23 protein-coding genes and 1 other RNA gene are annotated in these 22,823 nt (G+C 61.3%); 17 read left to right on the top strand and 7 right to left on the bottom strand.

Translation table 11 applies throughout. The features are described 5' to 3' along the window. Positions 1-85: 85 nt before the first annotated feature. From trxA to PMI24_RS05855, 6 genes are all read left to right on the top strand, one after another. The gene (gene trxA, locus PMI24_RS05880; protein ID WP_003206727.1) at positions 86-415 is read left to right on the top strand and encodes a thioredoxin TrxA; all 330 of its coding nucleotides are present in this window, start codon (positions 86-88) and stop codon (positions 413-415) included. 249 nt (positions 416-664) lie between these two features. Further along, positions 665-1,924 (top strand): transcription termination factor Rho, encoded by a 1,260-nt coding sequence (gene rho / locus PMI24_RS05875; protein WP_007951825.1) that lies wholly within the window; start codon positions 665-667, stop codon positions 1,922-1,924. 173 nt (positions 1,925-2,097) lie between these two features. Next, positions 2,098-4,095: an acyltransferase family protein gene (locus PMI24_RS05870; RefSeq protein ID WP_007951824.1), complete on the top strand. Its 1,998-nt coding sequence runs from the start codon at positions 2,098-2,100 to the stop codon at positions 4,093-4,095. Between the two features lie 69 nt (positions 4,096-4,164). After that, on the top strand, positions 4,165-5,631 hold the full coding sequence (gene ubiD / locus PMI24_RS05865) for a 4-hydroxy-3-polyprenylbenzoate decarboxylase (protein ID WP_007951823.1): 1,467 nt from the start codon (positions 4,165-4,167) through the stop codon (positions 5,629-5,631). After that, positions 5,631-6,599, top strand: coding sequence for a CDP-6-deoxy-delta-3,4-glucoseen reductase (locus PMI24_RS05860; RefSeq protein WP_007951822.1), 969 nt, complete (start codon positions 5,631-5,633; stop codon positions 6,597-6,599). Before ubiD ends, PMI24_RS05860 begins: the two co-directional genes overlap by 1 nt. A 197-nt stretch (positions 6,600-6,796) precedes the next feature. After that, positions 6,797-7,465 (top strand): gamma-glutamylcyclotransferase, encoded by a 669-nt coding sequence (locus PMI24_RS05855; protein WP_007951821.1) that lies wholly within the window; start codon positions 6,797-6,799, stop codon positions 7,463-7,465. On the opposite strand, the gene glpT is transcribed toward PMI24_RS05855, so the two are convergent. Further along, entirely contained in the window at positions 7,441-8,790 is a 1,350-nt protein-coding gene (gene glpT / locus PMI24_RS05850; RefSeq protein ID WP_007951819.1) for a glycerol-3-phosphate transporter, read from the bottom strand. The two genes, PMI24_RS05855 and glpT, sit on opposite strands and share 25 nt — an antisense overlap. Positions 8,791-9,118: 328 nt before the next feature. On the opposite strand from glpT, the gene PMI24_RS05845 reads away from it, so the two are divergent. Then, positions 9,119-9,733: an energy transducer TonB gene (locus PMI24_RS05845; protein ID WP_007951818.1), complete on the top strand. Its 615-nt coding sequence runs from the start codon at positions 9,119-9,121 to the stop codon at positions 9,731-9,733. A 61-nt stretch (positions 9,734-9,794) separates the two neighbouring features. On the opposite strand, the gene PMI24_RS05840 is transcribed toward PMI24_RS05845, so the two are convergent. Further along, complete coding sequence (locus tag PMI24_RS05840; protein ID WP_007951816.1) at positions 9,795-10,772, bottom strand: NADPH:quinone oxidoreductase family protein; 978 nt, start codon at positions 10,770-10,772, stop codon at positions 9,795-9,797. A 150-nt stretch (positions 10,773-10,922) separates the two neighbouring features. Here PMI24_RS05840 and PMI24_RS05835 point away from each other — a divergent pair, with 150 nt between their 5' ends. Beyond that, a complete protein-coding gene (locus PMI24_RS05835; protein ID WP_007951814.1) occupies positions 10,923-11,330 on the top strand; it encodes a flagellar basal body-associated protein FliL in 408 nt (135 codons plus the stop codon). 140 nt (positions 11,331-11,470) lie between these two features. Here the strand turns inward: PMI24_RS05835 and PMI24_RS05830 are convergent, their stop codons facing one another. After that, positions 11,471-11,923 carry an EVE domain-containing protein gene (locus PMI24_RS05830; protein WP_007951813.1) on the bottom strand — a complete coding sequence of 151 codons (453 nt, stop codon included), beginning with the start codon at positions 11,921-11,923 and terminating at the stop codon, positions 11,471-11,473. A gap of 197 nt (positions 11,924-12,120) precedes the next feature. Between PMI24_RS05830 and PMI24_RS29340 the strand changes: the two genes are divergently transcribed. Continuing rightward, complete coding sequence (locus PMI24_RS29340; RefSeq protein WP_007911192.1) at positions 12,121-12,276, top strand: hypothetical protein; 156 nt, start codon at positions 12,121-12,123, stop codon at positions 12,274-12,276. 35 nt (positions 12,277-12,311) lie between these two features. On the opposite strand, the gene PMI24_RS05825 is transcribed toward PMI24_RS29340, so the two are convergent. The 4 genes from PMI24_RS05825 to PMI24_RS05815 form a co-directional block, all read right to left on the bottom strand. Continuing rightward, on the bottom strand, positions 12,312-12,917 hold the full coding sequence (locus tag PMI24_RS05825; RefSeq protein WP_007951812.1) for a 5-formyltetrahydrofolate cyclo-ligase: 606 nt from the start codon (positions 12,915-12,917) through the stop codon (positions 12,312-12,314). Positions 12,918-12,997: 80 nt separating this feature from the next. Beyond that, a non-coding RNA gene (ssrS, locus tag PMI24_RS28690) (6S RNA) lies at positions 12,998-13,176 on the bottom strand. Between the two features lie 30 nt (positions 13,177-13,206). Next, complete coding sequence (locus PMI24_RS05820) at positions 13,207-13,524, bottom strand: cell division protein ZapA (protein ID WP_007951811.1); 318 nt, start codon at positions 13,522-13,524, stop codon at positions 13,207-13,209. Continuing rightward, positions 13,521-13,730, bottom strand: coding sequence for a TIGR02449 family protein (locus PMI24_RS05815; protein ID WP_007940359.1), 210 nt, complete (start codon positions 13,728-13,730; stop codon positions 13,521-13,523). Before PMI24_RS05815 ends, PMI24_RS05820 begins: the two co-directional genes overlap by 4 nt. A 125-nt stretch (positions 13,731-13,855) precedes the next feature. Here PMI24_RS05815 and PMI24_RS05810 point away from each other — a divergent pair, with 125 nt between their 5' ends. The 8 genes from PMI24_RS05810 (at position 13,856) to gcvT (ending at position 22,800) form a co-directional block, all read left to right on the top strand. Next, complete coding sequence (locus PMI24_RS05810; RefSeq protein WP_007951810.1) at positions 13,856-14,416, top strand: YecA/YgfB family protein; 561 nt, start codon at positions 13,856-13,858, stop codon at positions 14,414-14,416. Between the two features lie 27 nt (positions 14,417-14,443). Continuing rightward, complete coding sequence (pepP, locus tag PMI24_RS05805; RefSeq protein WP_007951809.1) at positions 14,444-15,778, top strand: Xaa-Pro aminopeptidase; 1,335 nt, start codon at positions 14,444-14,446, stop codon at positions 15,776-15,778. After that, positions 15,775-16,962, top strand: coding sequence for a 2-octaprenyl-6-methoxyphenyl hydroxylase (gene ubiH, locus PMI24_RS05800; protein WP_007951808.1), 1,188 nt, complete (start codon positions 15,775-15,777; stop codon positions 16,960-16,962). The genes pepP and ubiH overlap by 4 nt, the downstream gene beginning before the upstream one ends. Next, complete coding sequence (locus tag PMI24_RS05795) at positions 16,955-17,440, top strand: DUF4442 domain-containing protein (protein WP_007951806.1); 486 nt, start codon at positions 16,955-16,957, stop codon at positions 17,438-17,440. Before ubiH ends, PMI24_RS05795 begins: the two co-directional genes overlap by 8 nt. A 9-nt stretch (positions 17,441-17,449) precedes the next feature. Then, complete coding sequence (locus tag PMI24_RS05790) at positions 17,450-18,667, top strand: 2-octaprenyl-3-methyl-6-methoxy-1,4-benzoquinol hydroxylase (protein ID WP_162831785.1); 1,218 nt, start codon at positions 17,450-17,452, stop codon at positions 18,665-18,667. A gap of 107 nt (positions 18,668-18,774) precedes the next feature. Then, positions 18,775-19,779: an extracellular solute-binding protein gene (locus PMI24_RS05785; protein WP_007951802.1), complete on the top strand. Its 1,005-nt coding sequence runs from the start codon at positions 18,775-18,777 to the stop codon at positions 19,777-19,779. 163 nt (positions 19,780-19,942) lie between these two features. Then, positions 19,943-21,559 carry an ABC transporter permease gene (locus PMI24_RS05780; protein ID WP_045121667.1) on the top strand — a complete coding sequence of 539 codons (1,617 nt, stop codon included), beginning with the start codon at positions 19,943-19,945 and terminating at the stop codon, positions 21,557-21,559. Positions 21,560-21,717: 158 nt separating this feature from the next. Next, the gene (gene gcvT / locus PMI24_RS05775; RefSeq protein WP_007951799.1) at positions 21,718-22,800 is read left to right on the top strand and encodes a glycine cleavage system aminomethyltransferase GcvT; all 1,083 of its coding nucleotides are present in this window, start codon (positions 21,718-21,720) and stop codon (positions 22,798-22,800) included. Positions 22,801-22,823: the final 23 nt, after the last annotated feature.

Raw genomic sequence — 22,823 nt, 5'->3', positions numbered from 1 at the left:
AAGACTCAATCATCTGCGGCTTCCTGAACAAGGGAAGGGCGGCTATGATGGGCCACGTTTTTTTGCTTACAACCTGGAGAATTCCATGAGCAGCGATCTGATCAAACACGTTAGCGACGCTAGCTTCGAAGCCGACGTACTCAAGGCCGAAGGCGCTGTCCTGGTCGACTACTGGGCTGAATGGTGCGGCCCTTGCAAAATGATCGCTCCGGTTCTGGACGAGATTGCAGAGACTTACAAAGGCAAGCTGACCGTTGCCAAACTGAACATCGACGAAAACCAGGAAACCCCTGCCAAGCACGGCGTACGTGGTATTCCGACCCTGATGCTGTTCAAGAACGGCAACGTGGAAGCGACCAAGGTCGGCGCTCTGTCCAAGTCGCAACTGGCTGCTTTCCTCGACGCCAACATCTAAGCGTCGCGGTAAAGATTGTCCTCAAAAAGCCCCGCAAATTGCGGGGCTTTTTGCGTATTCAGGGCTAGACGCTCCGAAACTCAGGTGATACATTCGGCCCCGCACTGGTTTCTCCACTGCCCCCTGCTAGCCGTCGCCGACGCACTCCTTTTCGAATAAGTACGCGATCCTGTCGCCTTCTCCGCGGCGCGGCCTCATTAAGCCAAAAGCTTAATTTCCCCCCTCCATAAATGATTACGTCATTCCTATATGAATCTGACTGAACTCAAGCAAAAGCCGATTACCGAACTGCTCGAATTGGCCGAACAGATGGGCATAGAAAATATGGCCCGTTCGCGCAAGCAGGACGTGATTTTCTCCCTGCTGAAAAAGCACGCTAAAAGCGGTGAGGAAATCTCCGGTGATGGCGTGCTGGAGATTCTCCAGGACGGCTTCGGCTTCCTGCGCTCCGCTGACGCTTCCTACCTCGCCGGCCCTGACGACATCTACGTCTCGCCGAGCCAGATCCGCCGTTTCAACTTGCGCACCGGTGACACCATCGTTGGCAAGATCCGCCCGCCGAAGGAAGGCGAGCGTTATTTCGCCCTGCTCAAGGTCGACACGATCAACTTCGATCGCCCTGAGAACGCGAAGAACAAGATTCTCTTCGAGAACCTGACCCCGCTGTTCCCGAACGTGCGCATGAAGATGGAAGCCGGCAACGGTTCCACCGAAGACCTCACCGGTCGTGTGATCGACCTGTGCGCTCCGATCGGCAAAGGCCAGCGCGGTCTGATCGTTGCACCGCCGAAAGCCGGTAAAACGATCATGCTGCAGAACATCGCAGCGAACATCGCCCGTAACAATCCTGAAGTTCATTTGATCGTGCTGTTGATCGACGAACGTCCGGAAGAAGTGACCGAAATGCAGCGCACCGTGCGCGGCGAAGTGGTTGCCTCGACCTTCGACGAGCCGCCGACCCGCCACGTGCAAGTGGCTGAAATGGTGATCGAGAAGGCCAAGCGCCTGGTCGAACACAAGAAGGACGTGGTGATCCTGCTCGACTCCATCACTCGTCTGGCCCGTGCCTACAACACCGTGATCCCGAGCTCCGGCAAGGTGCTGACCGGTGGTGTCGATGCCCACGCCCTGGAGAAACCGAAGCGTTTCTTCGGCGCTGCGCGCAACATCGAAGAAGGCGGCTCGCTGACCATCATCGCCACCGCGCTGGTTGAAACCGGCTCGAAGATGGACGAAGTGATCTACGAAGAGTTCAAGGGCACCGGCAACATGGAGCTGCCACTGGACCGTCGTATCGCCGAGAAACGTGTGTTCCCGGCCATCAACATCAACAAGTCCGGTACCCGTCGCGAAGAGCTGTTGACCGCCGACGACGAACTGCAGCGTATGTGGATCCTGCGCAAGCTGCTGCACCCGATGGACGAAGTGGCTGCCATCGAGTTCCTGGTCGACAAGCTGAAAACGACCAAGACCAACGACGAATTCTTCCTGTCGATGAAGCGCAAGTAACATCGTCGGTTGATTCAGAAAATGGCGTCCCTCAGGGGGCGCCATTTTTTTTGCCTGTTTTCTGTCCGGGACGATGGGAGGTTTGCGATCTGGTAAGGTCATTGAGTTGGCAAAACAAAGAAGCAGCATTCAAGGCTGTACAAAAATAACCATCTGATTGGCATCAAGGATTTATGAGCACACTCGCTTATCGAAGGGATATCGACGGCTTGCGCGCAGTCGCTGTAATTGCCGTGGTGTTGTTCCATTTTGGCGTCCCCGGAATTACCGGCGGTTTTGTCGGCGTGGACGTGTTTTTCGTGATCTCCGGCTACCTCATCACCTCGATCATCTGGAACCAGCGCCAGGCGGGCAGGTTCAGCTTCGTCGAGTTCTGGTCGCGGCGAGCGCGGCGGATTCTGCCGGCGCTGTTTGCGATGATCATCGCGGTGCTGGCGTTAGGCTGGTTCCTGCTGGCGCCCAAGGACTACGAAGAACTCGGGCGCTCGGTGCGCTATCAGGTGATGTTCGTCTCGAACATCCTGTTCATGCGCCAGGACGGCTATTTCGATGTTGCCTCGGACCTCAAACCGCTGCTGCATACCTGGTCGCTGGCGGTGGAGGAGCAGTTCTACATCGTCTTTCCGCTGTTGCTGACCCTGATGTCGAGCCGCTTGAAACACTGGCGGCTGGCGCTGTTCGGCATCTTGCTCGTTTCGTTCGGGTTGAGTGTCTGGGCGGTCCATCATCACCCGGAAAAAGCCTTCTTTCTGTTGCCGATGCGCGCGTGGGAACTGCTGGCCGGGGCGATGCTGGCGATCGCGCCGAAGCATGCCTGGCGCCTCAAGCCGATGGCGGCGCAACTGTTGAGCCTGCTCGGCATGGGCCTGATTCTGTTGGCGGTGTTCGGTTTCGACAAGCGTACGCCGTTCCCCGGTGCGGCCGCATTGCTGCCGGTGCTTGGCGTCGTGCTGCTGATCCTGGCCAACGGTCATCGCCAGACCTGGGTGGGTCAGTTCTTGAGCAGCCGGGTCATGGTCGGCCTGGGTCTGATTTCCTATTCCTGGTACCTGTGGCACTGGCCGGTGTTCGTGTTTTCCAGCTACGCCAGCGTCGAGGAACCGAGCGCCTTCGACAGCGCCGGCCTGATCCTGCTGACGCTGGTGTTGGGTTATCTGTCGTGGAAATTCGTCGAGACGCCCTTTCGCGAGCGGCGCTTGCTCGCCGGGCGTCGGCAGATCCTTCTGGCCGGTGCCTGCGGCGTGCTGGTGCTCGGGTTGGCCGGACAAACACTGCGCTGGACCGATGGCTTGCCGTGGCGCCTGTCCGATCAGGCGTTGCAGTACGCCAATGGCCGCGAATGGCGGCCGGAACTGATGGCATGCCTGGCCGACGACAAGACGCCGGATGACAAACTGTTCTGCCGCTACGGTCTGCAGGACCGCCCGTCACGTGCGCTGGTCTGGGGTGACAGCCATGCCACCGCGCTGATTCCGATATTCGACGATGGCGCCAAAGCCCATGGTGTCAGCGTAGTCCTCGCCAGTTCGGCCGGTTGCGTTCCGGTGGCGGGAATTGAACATGACGCTCGCTGCGTACGGTTCAATCAGCGGGTCGAGCAGGCACTCAAGCCGCAGAAAGCCAGCGATGTGGTGCTGGTCGCGCGCTGGAGCCTGTATCTCTATGGCGACACGAAAAGTGGCCTGGATCACGCATTGAAAGCAGCCGACGGACATTATGACCGGGTCATCGCCGAGCAGCGTCTGGCCGAAGGCCTTCGTGCACGGGTGGCGCAGTTGCGGGCCGGTGGGCATCGGGTCTGGCTGGTGAAAGAGGCGCCGTTGCAGGCTTTCAGTCCGCCGTACCGACTGACGCGGCTGGCGATGCTGGATCGCCCGGTGGATGACGTCGGGCTGAATGTCGCTGAACACCACAAGCGCCAGGCGTTCATCAGTCAGCTGTTCGCCGATCTGGCGAAGGATCCGGCGGTACGTGTCGTCGATCCGGCGCCGAAGCTGTGCGATGAAAGCGGTCTTTGCCGCGCCGAGCTCGGTGGTTACTCGCTGTACACCGATGACAATCACCTGTCGGAAGTCGGTGCGCGCTTCGTGGCGCCGATCCTCGAACCGCTGTTTGTCGGCCTGCAGGCCAGGGCAAATCTCGGAAAAGGTCAGGCGAATGCAGCCAAGTAAGCAGTGACGGGCTGCCAGCGACCGGCATAGCAGGTAGGATGTACGCCTATTTTGAGGGTGCCATCGTCAATGAAATTCAAGGATCTTCGGGATTTCGTGCAGCAGCTTGAGCAGCGCGGAGAGTTGAAACGCATCCAGATTCCCGTCTCGCCGGTGCTGGAGATGACCGAGGTGTGCGACCGCACGCTGCGGGCCAAGGGCCCGGCGCTGCTGTTCGAGAAGCCGACCGGTTACGACATCCCGGTGCTCGGCAACCTGTTCGGCACTCCCGAGCGGGTGGCCATGGGCATGGGCGCCGAGTCGGTCAGCGAGCTGCGCGAAATCGGCAAGCTGCTGGCGTTCCTCAAGGAGCCTGAGCCGCCGAAGGGCTTGAAGGACGCGTGGTCGAAGCTGCCGATCTTCCGCAAGATCATCGCGATGGCGCCGAAAGTCGTCAAAGACGCGCCGTGCCAGGAAGTGGTCATCGAAGGTGATGACGTCGATCTGGCGATGCTGCCGGTGCAGACCTGCTGGCCGGGCGACGTGGCGCCGCTGATCACTTGGGGCCTGACCGTCACCAAGGGCCCGAACAAGGACCGGCAGAACCTTGGTATCTACCGTCAGCAAGTGATCGGCCGCAACAAGGTCATCATGCGCTGGCTCAGCCACCGTGGCGGCGCCTTGGATTTCCGTGAGTGGTGCGAGAAGCATCCGGGGCAGCCGTTCCCGGTGTCCGTGGCCCTTGGCGCGGATCCGGCGACCATTCTCGGCGCCGTTACTCCGGTGCCGGACAGCCTCTCCGAATACGCTTTCGCCGGTCTGCTGCGCGACAGCCGCACGGAGCTGGTGAAGTGCCGCGGCAACGACCTGCAAGTGCCGGCCACTGCCGAAATCATCCTTGAAGGCGTGATTCATCCGGGCGAAATGGCCGATGAAGGCCCGTACGGCGACCACACCGGTTACTACAACGAAGTCGACAGCTTCCCGGTGTTCACCGTCGAGCGTATTACCCACCGGATCAAGCCGATCTACCACAGCACCTACACCGGTCGTCCGCCGGATGAGCCGGCGATTCTCGGCGTGGCGCTGAACGAAGTGTTCGTGCCGATCCTGCAAAAGCAGTTTCCGGAGATCACCGACTTCTACCTGCCGCCGGAAGGCTGCTCGTACCGCATGGCCGTGGTGACGATGAAGAAGTCGTATCCGGGCCATGCCAAGCGCGTGATGCTGGGTGTCTGGTCGTTTTTGCGACAGTTCATGTACACCAAGTTCGTTATCGTCACCGACGACGATATCAACGCGCGGGACTGGAACGACGTGATCTGGGCCATCACCACGCGCATGGACCCCAAGCGCGACACGGTGATGATCGACAACACGCCGATCGACTACCTCGACTTCGCCTCGCCGGTGTCGGGGCTCGGCTCGAAGATGGGCCTGGACGCCACCCACAAGTGGCCGGGCGAAACCACTCGCGAGTGGGGCCGCGTCATCGTCAAGGATGATGCCGTCACCCAACGGATCGATGCCATCTGGAATCAGTTAGGAATAGATTGATGCGTGTAACCCTGCAGCCCTCCGGAGCGGTGCTCGAGATACAGCCCGGAGAGCGGATTCTCGATGGTGCGCGGCGCCTGGGCTACGAATGCCCGCAAAGCTGCCGCAACGGCAATTGCCATGTGTGTGCGGCGCTGCTGGTGGAAGGCCGGGTCGAACAGGCCGGCAAGGTGCATGACCACGGCGAGTTCTACACTTGCATAGCGGAGCCGCTGGAAGACTGCATCGTGCTGTGGGATGGCGTGCTCGCGCTGGGAGAACTGCCCGTGCGCAGCGTGTCGTGTCAGGTCATCGAGTGCCGGGACGTCGGTGGCGATACCTTTCGTGTGCGCCTGCGGGCACCGGCCGGCAAGCCGCCGCGCTACCACGCTGGCCAATACTTGATGATCGAGCGCGAGAACGGCGAGAAGTCGGCGTTCTCCATGGCCTCGGCGCCCCACGGCGGGCGCGATCTGGAAATCCATGTGCTGGCGCGCGAATCCAGTGCGCTGAGCCTGATCGATCAGCTCACGCGCAACCCGATGGTGCGGGTCGAACTGCCGTTCGGCGACACCCATCTGGCGGAACTGCCGGACGGGCCGCTGGTGCTGATCGCCGCGGGCACCGGCATGGGCCAGATCCACAGCCTGATCGAACACTGCCGGGCCAATGGCTTCAAACATCCGGTGCACTTGTACTGGGGCGTGCGTCGTCCGGAAGATTTCTACGAAATCGAACATTGGGACGAATGGCTGAAGTTGCCCAATCTGTTCCTGCACAAGGTCGTCAGTGATCAGTGCGGCTGGGAAGGGCGCTGCGGTATGTTGCATGAAGCAGTGTGTGAGGATTTCCCCGATCTGAAACCGCTGCACGTCTATGCCAGCGGCTCGCCAGCCATGGTCTACGGCACGCTGGATGCGTTGGTCGAGGCAGGGATGGATGCCCATCAAATGCGTGCGGATGTGTTTGCTTACGCACCTCGCTCGTAAGTTCGTTATAACTCTCTATATAGCCGATCGGTATTTATGTAATTGCATAAATGCCGGTAGGTTATATATCAATCAGGCAATCAATTAAGAACTGTGCCATGGCACTCAAATTGCCTTAAAACATATGTGCCTTATTGTTACAGCGGTGCGTTCTATTAAGTAATTCTTCACCCGCGGGGAGCTGAACGCTATTCGCCATGAGCGCCATTGAAAACGCTTTTCTGAACCTGGCTTACCCTCCGCGGCTCGATCTTGGGCCGCAGCTGACGCACGAACAACTTCTCGCTTCCATGCAATCGACCATGGCGCGCCACAAGGGCGGGCCGGTGTGGCTGTTCGCCTACGGTTCGCTGATCTGGCGGCCGGAATGCTCCGCCGTCGAGCGGGTGCGCGGGCGCGTGCATGGCTACCATCGCGGTTTGTACCTGTGGTCCCACGAGCATCGCGGCACGCCGGAAATGCCGGGTCTGGTCTTTGGTCTGGATCGCGGCGGCTCGTGCAGCGGCTTCGCCTACCGGTTGCCGGAAGACAATCTGGACAGCGCGCTGTATGCGTTGTGGAAGCGCGAGATGCCGTTCCCGTCCTATCGGCCACACTGGCTCAACTGCCGACTCGAAGATGGCAGCCAGGTACAGGCCTTGGGATTTGTATTGGAGCGACACCTGCCCAGCTATGCCGGCAATCTGCCGGATCATGTGCTGAGCCAGGTGTTCGAAAGCGCTTGCGGGCGTTACGGCACCACTCGCGATTATGTCGAGCAGACCGCTCACGCCCTGCGCAGCCACGCCATGCCAGACCGGAATCTGGAGGCGCGGCTCAAGCGCTGTAAGTCAAAGGCCGATCAGGCGACAGCTTCGCGGCTCTGACTGGCGACTTGCTTGTGCCACAGGGTCGGGGCCAGGAAGGCCATCGACAGCAGGCAAGCGCCCACCAGCAGCACGAAACCGCCATCCCAGCCGAAATGGTCCACGGTGTAGCCCATTGCTGCACTGGCCGCGACCGAACCACCCAGATAACCGAACAGACCGGTGAAGCCTGCGGCAGTGCCGGCGGCTTTCTTCGGTGCCAGTTCCAGGGCCTGCAGGCCGATCAGCATCACCGGGCCGTAGATCAGGAAGCCGATGGAGAACAGCGCGATCATGTCGACGGTCGGGTTGCCGGCCGGGTTCAGCCAGTACACCAGCGTCGCCACGGTCACCAGTGCCATGAACACCATGCCGGTCAGGCCACGGTTGCCACGGAAGATCTTGTCCGACATCCAGCCGCACAGCAGCGTGCCCGGAATCCCCGCCCACTCGTAGAAGAAGTAGGCCCACGAGGTTTTATCCACGGTGAAACCCTTGGCTTCCTTCAGGTAGGTCGGCGCCCAGTCCAGCACGCCGTAGCGCAGCAGGTAGACGAAGACGTTGGCCATGGCGATGTACCAGAGCATTTTGTTGCGCAGCACGTATTTGACGAAGATTTCCTTGGCGCTGAATTCGTCTTCGTGGCTGGCGTCGTAGCCTTCCGGGTAGTCGTTCTTGTACTTCTCGATCGGCGGCAGGCCGACCGACTGCGGGGTGTCGCGCATGGTCACGAAAGCGAACACCGCTACCGCCAGAGCCACGGCAGCCGGGACGTAGAACGCTGCGTGCCAGTCGTTGAACAGGCCCATGCCGATCAGGAACAGCGGGCCGATCAGGCCGCCACCGACGTTATGCGCCACGTTCCACACCGACACCACGCCGCCACGTTCCTTCTGCGACCACCAGTGCACCATCGTGCGTCCGCTCGGCGGCCAGCCCATGCCCTGGGCCCAACCGTTGATGAACAGCAGGATGAACATCATGGTCACGCTGGAGGTTGCCCAAGGCGCGAAACCGAAAATGAACATGACCCCGGCCGATACCAGCAGGCCGAATGGCAGGAAGTAACGCGGGTTGGAGCGGTCGGACACCAGGCCCATGAGGAACTTGGACAGACCGTAGGCGATGGCGATGGCCGACATCGCCAGGCCCAGATCGCCACGGCTGTAGCCTTCGTCGATCAGGTACGGCATGGCCAGCGAGAAGTTCTTGCGCAGCAGGTAGTAACCCGCGTAGCCAAAGAAGATGCCGGCGAAGATCTGCCAACGCAGGCGTCGGTAGGTGCTGTCGATTTTTTCTTCAGGCAATGGAGCCTGATGTGCGGCAGGACGAAAGAAAGCAAACATTCAAGAGCTCCAGATTTCTTGTTTTGACTGCGGATGCGAATGTTACAGTTTCGTTACCGAAAATAGCACCGCTTCCCATCGGCAAAACAGCGGAAATGTTGGAAGTCGCGCGTTCCTTTATGAACATGTCGCTCAGATATAAGTACGCGGCGTTGTGGGAAAGGTTACTTCGACGTCTTCCTGCCGGGTTTCAGGGTCTTGTAAGACGCAGGTTTGGGAAATGTCCTGCGAACAATACGGAAGGCACGGCGTTCTGTTTCAGGCCGTCGGGCTCTACCCTTTTGACGGTGCCAATCGGGCACTCGTGCGGTGAAGGGGGGGAGGGCTCATGCGGTGGTGTGTGTTGCTGTTTTTGCTGATGGCATCGGGAGGTGCGTGGGCGGTAGAGGTGCTGCTGATCCCGGAAAACAACCCGAAGCCGATCTATCCGTTGGCGCTTTTCAGGGCGGGTGTTACAGGTGAAGTGGGGGCCGAGTTCACCGTCCATGCCGACGGTTCAGTCGACCGGATCAGCTTTGCGCCAAGCAGCCATCCGGAGCTGATCGAGGCGGTCAGGATTGCCGTCGAGCAATGGCGTTTCAAGCCGTGGACCGTCGAGGGCGACAGGCCGGCAGAGAGGCGAGTCCTTGCGCCGATGGTATTCAGGCTGGATCTGGATCAACCCATCCACATCAACCAGCAACTGAAAGCCTTGAAGTGCCGCACCCTGAACGAATATCTCGGCGACATTGCGGAACAGTCGTGGATCGATACGAAGGTGTTCGTTCACACCAGGGCCTACCTTTCCAATGTTTTCCACAAAGCGCAGCTGCCGGACGAACAGCGCCTCGATATGATCGCCAGACTGAACAAGCGGATTCCGACGATTGTCCGGGGATGCCGCGACAGTCCGGTCCGGACTTACATGAGTCTGTTGCCGGAGGACATTCGCAGTTTGATGTAGGGCTGGAGTGCTCTGAAGGGCGACCCGGCAGTTGCCATCAATCCCGGGTCGCCCGATCAGCTCAGCGCACTTGCACCACGACTTTCCCGACAGCCTTTCGCTGCCCGAGATCATTGATCGCCTGTGCGGCATTGCCCAGCGGATAGACCTGCGACACCAGCGGTTTCAGCTTGCCCTCGGCAAACCAGCCGAACAGTTGCTGGAAGTTCGCCGCGTTGTCCTGCGGCTGGCGCTGGGCGAAGGAGCCCCAGAACACGCCGAGCACTGCCGCGCCCTTGAGCAGGGCGAGGTTGACCGGAAGTTCGGGAATGCGGCCGCTGGCGAAACCGACGACCAGCAGGCGGCCGTTCCAGGCGATGGCGCGGATGGCCTGATCGAACAGGTCGCCGCCGACCGGGTCGTAGATCACGTCGGCGCCCTGGCCGTCGGTCAGGCGCTTGATCTCGTCCTTGAGGCTGGTTTCGCTGTAGTTGATCAGTTCGTCGGCACCGGCCGCCTTGGCCACGGCGAGTTTTTCCGCGCTGCTGGCGGCGGCGATCACCCGGGCGCCCATGGCTTTGCCGATTTCCACAGCGGCCAGACCAACGCCGCCGGAGGCACCGAGTACCAGCAGGGTTTCACCCGGTTGCAGGTTGCCGCGCTGTTTGAGGGCGTGCATCGACGTGCCATAGGTCATGCTGAACGCGGCGGCGGTGTTGAAATCCATCGACGGCGGGATCGGCAGCACGTTATAGCCTGGCACCGCGACCTGTTCGGCGAAGCTGCCCCAGCCGGTCAGGGCCATGACCCGATCGCCGACCTTCAGGTGACTGACCTTTTCACCCACTTCGCTGACCACGCCGGAGGCTTCGCCACCTGGCGAGAACGGGAAGGGCGGCTTGAACTGGTACTTGCCCTCGATGATCAGCGTGTCCGGGAAGTTGACCCCGGCGGCGTGCACGTCCAGCAGGATTTCGTTCTTCTTGGCGACAGGACTGGCGACGTCTTCCAGCACCAGCGATTCGGCAGGGCCGAAGGCTTTGCACAGCACGGCTTTCATCAGGGCTATTCCTTTGGGAGTGATGGCCGATAAGTGTAGGTGTGGCAGTCAACGGGTCAACGAGCATGCCCGGCCCTGATAGTCCGCCATAAGCTTGTGCTTGCGCGGCGGGTCGTTATGCTAGGCCGCAAACCGGATAAGGAGCGAATTGTGAAAGCGTGGATCATGTTGTTGCTGGCCCTGTCTCTGCCTGTGGCAGCGCTGGCCGAAGAAGCCAAAGAGGGCGAGGCGCCGAAGGTCAACTACATCACCCTGAGCCCGCCGTTTGTGGGCAACTACGGGCTCGATGGCACCCCGAAGCTCAAGGTCTACAAGGCCGACGTGGCACTGCGGGTGACCGGCGAAGAGGCGACCAAACTGGTCAAGGCCAACGAGCCGCTGATCCGCAATCAGCTGGTGGCGCTGTTCACCCAGCAGACGACTGATGCGATGGGCAGCATCGAAGGCAAGGAAAAGCTGCGTCAGGAAGCCTTGAAGCAGACCCAGCAAGTGATGAATGACGAGACCGGCAAACCGGTGGTTGAAGATCTGTTGTTCAACAACCTGATCATCCAGTAAGGCATTCGTTGTCCGGGCGGGCCTCATCGCGAGCAAGCTCGCTCCCACAGGATTCATGGTGATCACAATTTTGTGATTCACACAGATCCCTTGTGGGAGCGAGCTTGCTCGCGATGGCATTTTGACAAGCGACAAATGACTCAGGGTTTGAGCGCGATCACTGCCGCCCACTGCTCGGCCGTCACCGGCATCACCGACAGTCGCGAACCCTTCTGCACCAGCGGCATCTCGGCCAGCGCGGTCTGCTGTTTCAGGTAATCCAGCTTCAAGACCCGGCTGAAAGTTTCGACGTGGGCAACATCAATCGCGCTCCAGGCGTTTTTCTCCGGCGTGGCTTTCGGATCGAAGTAATGGCTCTCCGGTTCCAGTGCGGTGGGATCCGGGTACGCGGCTTCGATGATTTTGCCGATTCCGGCAATTCCCGGCTCCGGGCAGCTGGAATGGTAGAAAAAGAACTCGTCCCCCACCGCCATGGCCCGCAGGAAATTGCGTGCCTGATAGTTGCGAACCCCGTCCCAGCGCGCTTTGCCGAGCTTTTCCAGGCCCTTGATCGAGAGCTCGTCGGGCTCGGATTTCATCAGCCAGTAGGCCATGGTGTGTGCTCCTCAAGCGGTCATTGGGCAGGTTGTCCGGCAATTTTATGACAAACCGACGGTCGGTTGACGCCAGCATTTGCGCAGAGGTTCACGTTGTCGCAAAATGCCGGCCTTTAAAGCTTGACGCTGCTGCACGGCCTACGAATGGAAACCGCTGCTGTCATCGTGATGATGTGCCTTGAGGGGGGCAATCGATGAAACGCAAACCGGATTTGCTGTGGACTTTGGTGATTTTGTTCGGTCTGGGCGTCGTGACCACCGGTTATGCGCAAAGTCTGTGGGCCAACAAGGCCGATGCACCGATTGAAGTGGCGCAACAAGTACAACAGTCGACAGCCTTCAAACGCTGAAACTGCCTTTTCGACGCCGCTGATCCGCGCGGCGTCTATCCTGCGAAATACCACGCCTTGTCTGTCACCGTTCCCTGCAACGGCACATCCCAGCTCGCTTGCGCGAGACGTTCGACTTTCTGACATTCATGGGCCAGCCCCAACAGTGTCGGCTTGCGCCAGTTCTGGCGTCGGGCCAGATACGCCAGACTGCGATCGTAGAATCCGCCGCCCATGCCCAGACGCCCGCCGACATCGTCGAATCCCACCAGGGGCAACAACACCAGATCCAGTGCCCAGACCTTGCGCTGACGGGCCAGATTGGCGCGCGGCTCGAGAATGCGGAAGCGGTTGGGTTTGAGTTTTTCGCCGGGGCGGATCTGCTGGAAGACCATTTTGGTCCGCGGCCAGGCACTGAGCACCGGCAGGTAGGTTTTCTTGCCCCGACGCTGGGCGGCGCGCAGCAACAGGCGCGGGTCGATTTCACCGTCGGTGGGCAGGTACAGGGAAATGTGTTTGGCCCGGCGAAAGTGCGGGTCTTGCGCGAGCTGCTTGTACAGGCCTTCGGCGGCCTGGCGTTGTTCGCTTCGCGTCAGCGAGCGGCGGGCCTTGCGCAGCAGGCGGCGTAGTTGGGGACGGGGCAGCAACGCGGGTTCGGTCATGGTTCGGCTTCGACAGGGTGGGACGAAAACGTACGCATAAAAAATCCGATGCCGGCATGCACCGGCATCGGATTCGAATCAGGCTCCCCGGATGAGCCGCTGTCGACTTAGCCCTTGAACCCGAGAGTTCAAGGTGGAGGATGCAGTAGGCTTTAAGGCTTTCCGTCTGGCGGACATGCACACCAGCCCAACGTGCAACCCCCAGGGTAGTGCAAATCGGCTCAGGGACATCGTCAACTGGCAAGCACCCCAGGGAGTGCGGCGAGTATAACTCAAGCGGCCTGGCGAATCAGCCCTTGCTGATGTCCGGATCGTCGGCCAGCACCAGATCGACACGATCGAGCAAGTCACGCACCTGTTCACGGGTCGAACCGCTGGCCTGGATGTCCGGACGCTCTTCTTTGTGCAAGAGGTCGTGGGTGATATTCAGTGCGGCCATCACGGCGATGCGGTCGGCGCCGATGACTTTGCCGCTGCTGCGGATCTCGCGCATCTTGCCGTCCAGGTAGCGGGCGGCGCTGATCAGATTGCTGCGCTCTTCCTGGGGACAGATGATCGAATACTCTTTGTCGAGGATCTGCACGGTAACGCTATTGCTTGAACTCATGAGTCTTGCTCCAGGGCCTTGAGGCGCGAAATCATCGATTCGACCTTACGCCGGGCGATTTCGTTTTTTTCAATGAGGTGCGCGCGTTCCTCGCGCCAGGTCTTTTCCTGAGCAAGTAAGAGTGCATTTTGACTCTTTAGTTGCTCGACTCGGGTAATCAGCAGTTCGAGTCTGGCCATCAGCGCTTGCAGGTCGGTGTCTTCCATTGTGTCCACTGATTCGGTCTGATGGGTTTGGCTGGCGGACAGCCTTTAATGGTCTTGGCGAGTCTGTCGATGTAGGATACAAGGCCTTCATTCTAGACATAGCGCCGTCTGGCGCCTAGCTGCCCATGCCCATTCAGAATTCCCCGTACCAAGGCTTTGCCACCCTGCTGAACTCCAGCGGTCACTCCGTTTCGCCTGCCGAACTGCACGGCCTGTTGCTGGGCCGCAGTTGCGCCGGCGCCGGCTTCAATGCCGAAGAGTGGCTGATCGATGCCGCCGAGCTGCTCGAAAGCGAGCCGCAGGACAACGTCCGCAACGCGCTGATCGGTCTGCAGGAGATGGTCAAGAGCGAACTCACTGGCGACGATGTCACCGTGGTTCTGCTGCTACCGAACGATGACGCACCGCTGGCCGAGCGCGCTGCCGCGCTGGGCGAGTGGTGCCAGGGCTTCCTCACCGGTTTCGGTCTGAACTGCCGCGACAGCAGCATGCTGAGCACCGAAGCCACTGAAGTGTTGCAGGATTTGGCAGCGATCTCCCAGGTGCAAGACGCACTGGAAGAATCCGAAGACGGCGAAAGCGACTATATGGAAGTCATGGAGTACCTGCGTGTCGCTCCGCTGCTGCTGTTCTCCGAAACCAAAAAGGCCGACGTGCCGCCAGCGGCCAAGCCGTCGCTTCACTGATCGCGTGCCAGGGAAAGCCATCTGCCCATGATCCATATCCCGAAAGCGGAATACGCCCGGCGCCGCAAGGCGCTGATGGCACAGATGGAACCCAACAGCATCGCGATCCTGCCTGCCGCCGCGGTCGCCATTCGCAACCGCGACGTCGAGCATGTCTATCGTCAGGACAGCGACTTCCAGTACCTCAGCGGCTTTCCTGAGCCACAAGCTGTCATCGTCCTGATGCCCGGTCGCGAACACGGCGAATATGTACTGTTTTGCCGTGAACGCAACGCCGAACGCGAACTCTGGGACGGCCTGCGCGCCGGCCAGGAAGGCGCGATTCGCGATTTCGGCGCCGACGACGCCTTCCCGATTACTGACATCGACGACATCCTGCCGGGCCTGATCGAAGGCCGCGACCGGGTGTATTCGGCGATGGGCAGCAACCCGGAATTCGACCGTCACCTGATGGACTGGATCAACGTGATCCGCTCAAAGGCGCACCTCGGCGCCCAGCCGCCGAACGAATTCGTTGCCCTGGATCACCTGCTGCACGACATGCGCCTGTATAAATCGGCGGCAGAAGTGAAGGTGATGCGCGAAGCGGCGCGGATTTCCGCCCAGGCCCACATCCGGGCGATGCAGGCCAGCCGCGCCGGGCTGTACGAGTACAGCCTCGAAGCCGAACTGGATTACGAGTTCCGCAAGGGCGGGGCGAAAATGCCGGCCTATGGTTCGATCGTCGCTGCCGGGCGCAACAGCTGCATCCTGCACTACCAGCAGAATGACGCGTTGCTCAAGGACGGCGATCTGGTGCTGATCGACGCCGGTTGCGAGATCGACTGCTACGCCAGCGACATCACCCGCACCTGGCCGGTCAACGGCAAGTTCTCCGCTGAACAGAAAGCGATCTACGAATTGGTATTGGCTTCGCAGGAAGCGGCGTTCGCCGAGATCGCTCCGAACAAGCACTGGAACCAGGCGCACGAAGCCACGGTTCGGGTCATCACCGCCGGACTGGTGAAGCTGGGGCTGTTGCAGGGCGAAGTCGACGAGTTGATCGCCACCGAGGCCTACAAGGCGTTTTACATGCATCGCGCCGGCCACTGGCTCGGGATGGATGTGCATGACGTCGGCGAATACAAGGTCGGCGGCGAATGGCGAGTGCTGGAGGTCGGAATGGCGCTGACCGTGGAGCCGGGCATCTACATCGCCCCGGACAATCAGAACGTAGCGAAGAAATGGCGCGGCATTGGCGTGCGCATCGAGGATGACGTGGTAGTGACCAAAAGCGGTTGTGAAATCCTGACGGGTGGCGTGCCGAAAACCGTCGCCGAGATCGAAGCCCTGATGGCGCAAGCACGGACCTGCGCGGCATGAGTCGGGTCAATCTGGCAATCATCGGTGGCGGTCTGGTCGGCGCCAGTCTGGCGTTGGCCTTGCAGGCCGGGGCCAAGGCCCGTGGCTGGAAGATCGTGCTGATCGAACCGTTCGCCCCCGGTGACACCTGGCAACCAAGCTACGACGCGCGCTCCTCGGCGCTGTCCTTCGGTTCGCGGCAGATTTATCAGCGGTTGGGCGTGTGGCAGGAAATCTCCCGCCGCGCCGAGCCGATCAAGCAGATTCACGTGTCCGACCGTGGACGTTTTTCCACTGCTCGCTTGTCGGCGATGGAAGAGGGCGTCCCTGCGCTCGGCTATGTCGTTGAAAACGCCTGGCTCGGCCAGTGCCTGTGGCAGCACCTCGATAAAGAGGTGATCAGTTGGCGTTGTCCTGCGGAAGTCACTCGCATGGAGCCGTTGCCGGACGGCTATCGCCTGACCCTCAACGACGAAACCACGGTCGAATGCGATCTGGCGGTACTCGCCGATGGCGGTCGTTCCGGTCTGCGCGAGCAACTGGGCATCAACGTGCGCAAGCGCCCGTACAACCAGAGCGCGCTGATCGCCAACATCACGCCGAGCGAAGCGCACAACGGCATGGCCTTCGAGCGCTTCACCGACGAAGGCCCGATGGCGCTGCTGCCGTTGCCGGAAAACCGCTGCGCGCTGGTCTGGACCCGACTGGGGATGGACGCGCAACGGCTGGCGGATTTGAGCGAGCGTGATTTCCTCAGCGAGCTGCAAGGCGTGTTCGGCTACCGCCTCGGTACGTTGAAACAGGTCGGCGCGCGGCATCTGTATCCGCTGTCGCTGGTGGAAGCCGAAGAGCAGGTGCGCTCGCATCTGGCCGTCCTCGGCAACGCTGCCCACAGCCTGCACCCGATTGCCGGGCAGGGTTTCAACCTGTCCCTGCGCGATGCCGATGCGTTGGCCGCCGCGCTGCTGGCCAGCGACAAACCGCTGGGGGATTTCGCCACGCTACAGGCCTATCGCGAGCGTCAGCGCCTCGATCAGGACCTGACCGTGGGTTTCTCCGATCAGGTCACGCGCCTGTTCGGCAGCACCCAGCCGCTGGTCTCGCTGGGGCGCAACATCGGCCTGCTCGGTCTCGATCTGCTGCCGCCGGCCAAACGCTGGTTCGCCCGTCAGGCCATGGGGCTGGGGACGCGGCCGGATGCGTGAGTGGCTGATCAAGCAGTTTGGCAAGGCGCGGCTGATGCGCTGGATCATGACGTTCTACCCGCCGTATTTCGGCGCCGGTGTCCGGGTGAAGCACATCAGCGATGATTTTCGTGACATCCAGGTCTCGATGGGCCTGGGCTGGTACAACCGCAATTACGTCGGCACCCAGTTCGGCGGCAGTCTGTATTCGATGGTCGATCCGTTCTTCATGTTGATGCTCATGGAGAACCTCGGCTCGCGGTACATCGTCTGGGACAAGGCCGCCGACATTGATTTCATATCGCCGGGCAAAGGCCCGGTGTTCGCCCGGTTCAACATCGACGACACCCTGCTCGACGAGATCCGTCGACAGACGGCCAGTGGCGAGAAATACCTGCCGCAGTTGCAGGTCGACATTCATGACGGCGCCGGCAACCTGGTGGCGCGGGTCGGTAAAACCCTTTACGTGCGGCTCAAGCCGCCAGCGAGACAGGCTTAAAGCATGGAAATGCGCGCGGATGTGCTGATTGTCGGAGCCGGAATGGTCGGCAGTGCCCTGGCGCTGGCGTTGCAGGGTAGCGGGCTGGAAGTGCTGCTGCTCGACGGCAGCCCGTTGAGCGTCAAACCCTTCAATGGCGACGCGCCGTTCGAGCCACGGGTGAGCGCACTGTCGGCGGCCAGCCAGCGGATCCTCGATCGCCTCGGCGTGTGGGACGGCATCGTCAATCGACGCAGCAGCCCTTACACCGACATGCACGTCTGGGACGGCAGCGGCACTGGCCAGATCCACTTCTCGGCCAGCAGCGTGCACGCCGATGTGCTCGGCCATATCGTCGAAAACCGGGTGGTCCAGGATGCCTTGCTCGACCGTCTGCACGATTGCGATATGGGCCTGCTGGCCAACGCGCGGCTGGAGCAGATGCGCCGTTCCGGTGACGACTGGCTGCTGACCCTGGCCGACGGCCGCACCTTGCGCGCGCCGCTGGTGATTGCGGCGGACGGCGCCAATTCCGCTGTGCGCCGTCTGACGGGCGTCGCCACTCGCGAGTGGGATTACCTGCATCACGCCATCGTCACCAGCGTGCGCAGCAGCAAACCGCACCGCATGACCGCATGGCAGCGCTTTACAGATCACGGGCCGCTGGCGTTTTTGCCGCTGGAGCGTGACGGTCAGCAGGACTGGTGCTCGATCGTCTGGTCGACCACGCCGAGCGAAGCCGAACGGCTGATGGCGCTGGATGAAGCGGATTTCTGCCGTGAACTGGAGCGCGCTTTTGAAGGTTGCCTCGGCGACGTCATCAGCGCTGACCCGCGCCTTTGCGTGCCGCTGCGTCAACGTCACGCCAAACGCTACGTGGCCGAAGGCCTGGCACTGATCGGCGATGCCGCGCACACCATTCACCCGTTGGCGGGGCAGGGCGTGAACCTCGGCTTCCTCGATGCCGCCGTGCTGGCCGAAGTGTTGTTGCAAGCCAACGAACGCGGCGAACGCCTGGCGGACGTGAAAGTCCTGAGCCGCTACGAACGCCGGCGCATGCCGCACAACCTGGCGCTGATGGCCGCGATGGAAGGCTTCGAGCGGTTGTTCCAGGCCGATCCGTTGCCGCTGCGCTGGTTGCGCAACACCGGACTGAAAATTGTCGAGCAGATGCCCGAGGCCAAGGCGTTGTTCGTGCGCGAAGCATTGGGGCTGACCGGGGACTTGCCGGCACTGGCCAAGGCCTGACGAATGTCGTGCAACATCTGGTAACTCCTTGGGAAAGTGTTCGATTGAGCTCGTAAATGTGAGTCCTTATCATTTGGGCCACTTTTCCCGACCGAGAGACCGCTCCCATGTTGGCATCCAAGCGTGTTCTGACCGCACTGGCCCTGACCCTGATCGGCAGCACTGCCGCCCAGGCCGCCGACGAGGTGGTGGTCTACTCCTCGCGTATCGATGAGCTGATCAAGCCGGTGTTCGATGCCTACACCGCCAAGACCGGAGTGAAGATCAAGTTCATCACCGACAAGGAAGCGCCGCTGATGCAGCGGATCAAGGCCGAGGGCGAGAACGCCACCGCCGACCTGCTGCTGACCGTCGATGCCGGCAACCTCTGGCAGGCCGAGCAGATGGGCATTCTTCAGCCGTTCACCTCGAAAACCATCGACACCAACATTCCCCTGCAATATCGCTCGTCCAGCCACGCCTGGACCGGTCTGAGCCTGCGCGCGCGGACCATCGCCTACTCCACAGAACGGGTGAAGCCGGGCGAACTGACCACCTACGAAGCACTGGCCGACAAGAACTGGGAAGGCCGCCTGTGCCTGCGCACGGCGAAGAAGGTCTACAACCAGTCGCTGACCGCCACCATGATCGAAGTGCATGGCGCCGAGAAGACCGAGAAGATCCTCAAGGGCTGGGTCAACAACCTGTCCACCGACGTGTTCTCCGACGACGTCGCGGTGCTGGAAGCGATCAACGCCGGCCAGTGCGACGTCGGCATCGTCAACACCTACTACTACGGCCGCCTGCACAAGCAGAAGCCGGAGCTGCCGGTAAAACTGTTCTGGCCGAACCAGGCGGATCGCGGTGTGCACGTCAACCTGTCGGGCATCGGCCTGACCAAACATGCACCGCACCCGGAAGCGGCCAAGGCGCTGGTCGAGTGGATGACTACGCCTGAGGCGCAGAAGATCTTTGCCGATGTGAACCAGGAGTTCCCGGCGAATCCGGCGGTGAAGCCTTCGGAAGAAGTGGCGGCGTGGGGGCAGTTCGTGGCTGATACGTTGCCGGTTGAAGTGGCGGGCAAGCGTCAGGCTGAAGCGATCCGGATGATGGATCGGGCGGGTTGGAACTGAGTCTTTCCTGACAGCACTGTTTGATCGTTCCCACGTCGAACCGTCTGCGTGGGAATGCAGCCCTCGACGCTCTGCGTCGCATCATCGACAGCGTGACGCAGAGCGTCACAGAATGTGTGCCCACGCAGAGCGTGGGCACAATCATTTGAACGAGACTGTTTCCTTGGCCCACCCCGCCCAACGCCGCTGGTACCCCATCGTCTTCGCCATCGCCGCGTTGGTGCTGCTCCCCCTCAGCGTGCTCCTGCTCTCATGGCAAACCATCGATCACCAAATCTGGTCGCACCTCTGGGAAACCCAGATGCCACGCCTGCTGGGCAACACCCTGACACTGGTCTTCGGCGTAGGCATCGGCGTAACCCTGCTGGGCGTAAGCCTCGCCTGGCTCACCAGCCTCTGCGAATTCCCCGGCCGCCGCTGGCTCGACTGGGCACTGATGCTGCCGTTCGCAATCCCGGCCTACGTGCTGGCGTTCGTCTTCGTCGGCCTGCTGGACTTCGCAGGCCCCGTGCAAACCCTGCTGCGCGAATGGTTCGGCACCGGCCTGCGCCTGCCGCGAGTGCGCTCCACCGGCGGGGTGATTCTGGTGCTGGTGCTGGTGTTTTATCCCTACGTCTACCTGCTGGCGCGCACCGCGTTCCTGGCCCAGGGCAAAGGACTGATGGAAGCCGCGCGAGTGCTCGGTCAGTCACCCTGGCAAGCGTTCTGGCGCGTGGCGCTGCCAATGGCGCGACCAGCCATCGGTGCCGGCGTGGCACTGGCGCTGATGGAAACCCTGGCGGATTTCGGCGCAGTCTCGGTGTTCAACTTCGACACCTTCACCACCGCGATCTACAAGACCTGGTACGGCTTCTTCAGCCTGCCCAGCGCCGCGCAACTGGCCAGCCTGTTGCTACTGGTGGTGATGTTGGTGCTGTACGGCGAACGTCGCGCGCGCGGTGCCAATCGGGCAAGTAATGAACGGCCACGGGTCAAGGCGCTCTACCACCTGCGTGGGCCCAAGGCCTGGGCGGCGACCGGCTGGTGCGGTCTGGTGTTTGCCTGCGCGTTTGTCATTCCGGTGCTGCAACTGGTGGTGTGGTTCTGGCAGCGCGGACGATTCGATCTGGATGAGCGCTACGCGGGGTTGATTCTCCATACGTTATATCTGGGCGGCATGGCGGCGTTGATCACGGTCAGCGTGGCGATGTTGCTGGCGTTCGCCCGGCGCCTGGCGCCCACCCGGACGATCAATTCGGCGGTCGGTCTGGCCAATCTCGGTTATGCCTTGCCGGGTTCGGTGCTGGCGGTGTCGATCATGCTCGCGTTCAGTTATCTGGATCGGGAGCTGGTGATTCCGCTGTCCGGCTGGCTCGGCGGTGCGGGCAAACCGCTGCTGCTGGGCAGTCTGGCGGCGTTGCTGCTGGCGTATCTGGTGCGGTTCGTGGCGGTGGCCTATGGGCCGCTGGAAAGCAGTCTGGCGCGTATACGGCCATCTTTGACTGAAGCGGCACGTAGCCTGGGTGTCAGCGGGCCGCGACTGTTTTTCAAAGTGTATCTGCCGTTGTTGTTGCCCGGCACGCTCAGTGCCGCGTTGCTGGTGTTCGTCGATGTGCTCAAGGAAATGCCCGCGACCCTGCTGATGCGCCCGTTTGGCTGGGACACGCTGGCGGTGCGGATCTTTGAAATGACCAGCGAAGGCGAATGGGCGAGGGCGTCGTTGCCGGCGCTGACCCTGGTGCTGGTCGGCTTGTTGCCGGTCATCGGACTTATTCGCCGTTCGGCGCATCGAAACACTTAGTCGTCAGTCCTGAATCATGCGGCTACAATGCGCGGCATTCGGTGCGGTCCGTCTGACAGACCCTGTCGCTGAAATCGGCTGAAAGCCCTTTTTTACAGGGGTTTTCCGATCCGTGCAGCAGCGCTCCGCACCTTCGCCACGCCCGGAAGGAGAAACCCATGGGACAGCGTACGCCTCTGTATGACCTGCATCTCGCCCTCGGCGCGAAGATGGTCGATTTTGGCGGTTGGGACATGCCCCTGCATTACGGCTCGCAGGTCGAGGAACACCATCAGGTGCGCCGCGATTGCGGGGTGTTCGATGTTTCCCACATGACCGTGATCGATGTCACCGGCCCCCAGGCCAAGGCCTGGCTCCAGCATTTGCTGGCCAATGACGTCGAACGCCTGCACAGCCCCGGCCGTGCGTTGTACAGCACCATGCTCAACGAGCGCGGCGGCATCGTCGACGACATGATCGTCTACCGCCTCGAAGACGGTTATCGTCTGGTGGTCAACGCCTCCACCCGCGATCAGGACCTGGCCTGGATGCAGGCACAGCTGGGCAGCTTCGATGTGCAAATGCACGAACGCTCCGAGCTGGCGATGCTCGCCATTCAAGGTCCCCATGCCCGGCACAAGATTGCCGAGCTGGTGACTCAGTCCCGCGCCAACCTGATCCAGATGCTCAAGCCTTTCGAAGGCCACGTCGACGGCGACTGGTTCATTGCGCGCACCGGCTACACCGGTGAGGACGGTCTGGAAATCGCCCTGCCGGCCGATCAGGCCCCCGGATTCTTCAACGATCTGGTGGGCGCCGGCATTTCCCCCATCGGCCTCGGTGCCCGCGACACGCTGCGGGTCGAAGCCGGCATGAACCTTTACGGTCAGGACATCCACCAGGACGTTTCGCCACTGGCCTCGAACATGGCCTGGAGCATCGCCTGGGAGCCGGCCACGCGCCGGTTCATCGGTCGCGACGCGCTGGAAGCGGAAAAAACCGCCGGCGTGCAGCACAAACTGGTCGGTCTGGTGCTTGAGGAACGCGGGGTTTTGCGGGCCCATCAGGTGGTTCGTATCGCTGATGTTGGCGAAGGGGAGATCACCAGTGGTAGTTTCTCTCCTACGCTTAGCAAGTCGATTGCCCTGGCGCGTGTACCGATGGCGACTGCCGACCGCGCCGAAGTGGAAATCCGTGGCAAGTGGTATCCGGTACGAGTGGTCAAACCGACCTTTGTCCGTCACGGCAAAACCTTGATCTAAACCTTTTCCGGCGGGCACGACCG

The organism is Pseudomonas sp. GM25 (assembly GCF_000282255.1).
Classification (GTDB): Bacteria; Pseudomonadota; Gammaproteobacteria; order Pseudomonadales; family Pseudomonadaceae; genus Aquipseudomonas; species Aquipseudomonas aphyarum.
This window is presented reverse-complemented; position numbering and strand designations above follow the sequence as displayed.

Coding starts and splice junctions, on each gene's coding strand:
- trxA (WP_003206727.1), top strand. CDS start 86: ATGAGCAGCGATCTGATCAAACACGTTAGCGACGCTAGCTTCGAAGCC.
- rho (WP_007951825.1), top strand. CDS start 665: ATGAATCTGACTGAACTCAAGCAAAAGCCGATTACCGAACTGCTCGAA.
- PMI24_RS05870 (WP_007951824.1), top strand. CDS start 2,098: ATGAGCACACTCGCTTATCGAAGGGATATCGACGGCTTGCGCGCAGTC.
- ubiD (WP_007951823.1), top strand. CDS start 4,165: ATGAAATTCAAGGATCTTCGGGATTTCGTGCAGCAGCTTGAGCAGCGC.
- PMI24_RS05860 (WP_007951822.1), top strand. CDS start 5,631: ATGCGTGTAACCCTGCAGCCCTCCGGAGCGGTGCTCGAGATACAGCCC.
- PMI24_RS05855 (WP_007951821.1), top strand. CDS start 6,797: ATGAGCGCCATTGAAAACGCTTTTCTGAACCTGGCTTACCCTCCGCGG.
- glpT (WP_007951819.1), bottom strand. CDS start 8,790: ATGTTTGCTTTCTTTCGTCCTGCCGCACATCAGGCTCCATTGCCTGAA.
- PMI24_RS05845 (WP_007951818.1), top strand. CDS start 9,119: ATGCGGTGGTGTGTGTTGCTGTTTTTGCTGATGGCATCGGGAGGTGCG.
- PMI24_RS05840 (WP_007951816.1), bottom strand. CDS start 10,772: ATGAAAGCCGTGCTGTGCAAAGCCTTCGGCCCTGCCGAATCGCTGGTG.
- PMI24_RS05830 (WP_007951813.1), bottom strand. CDS start 11,923: ATGGCCTACTGGCTGATGAAATCCGAGCCCGACGAGCTCTCGATCAAG.
- PMI24_RS29340 (WP_007911192.1), top strand. CDS start 12,121: ATGAAACGCAAACCGGATTTGCTGTGGACTTTGGTGATTTTGTTCGGT.
- PMI24_RS05825 (WP_007951812.1), bottom strand. CDS start 12,917: ATGACCGAACCCGCGTTGCTGCCCCGTCCCCAACTACGCCGCCTGCTG.
- PMI24_RS05820 (WP_007951811.1), bottom strand. CDS start 13,524: ATGAGTTCAAGCAATAGCGTTACCGTGCAGATCCTCGACAAAGAGTAT.
- PMI24_RS05815 (WP_007940359.1), bottom strand. CDS start 13,730: ATGGAAGACACCGACCTGCAAGCGCTGATGGCCAGACTCGAACTGCTG.
- PMI24_RS05810 (WP_007951810.1), top strand. CDS start 13,856: ATGCCCATTCAGAATTCCCCGTACCAAGGCTTTGCCACCCTGCTGAAC.
- pepP (WP_007951809.1), top strand. CDS start 14,444: ATGATCCATATCCCGAAAGCGGAATACGCCCGGCGCCGCAAGGCGCTG.
- ubiH (WP_007951808.1), top strand. CDS start 15,775: ATGAGTCGGGTCAATCTGGCAATCATCGGTGGCGGTCTGGTCGGCGCC.
- PMI24_RS05795 (WP_007951806.1), top strand. CDS start 16,955: ATGCGTGAGTGGCTGATCAAGCAGTTTGGCAAGGCGCGGCTGATGCGC.
- PMI24_RS05790 (WP_162831785.1), top strand. CDS start 17,450: ATGCGCGCGGATGTGCTGATTGTCGGAGCCGGAATGGTCGGCAGTGCC.
- PMI24_RS05785 (WP_007951802.1), top strand. CDS start 18,775: ATGTTGGCATCCAAGCGTGTTCTGACCGCACTGGCCCTGACCCTGATC.
- gcvT (WP_007951799.1), top strand. CDS start 21,718: ATGGGACAGCGTACGCCTCTGTATGACCTGCATCTCGCCCTCGGCGCG.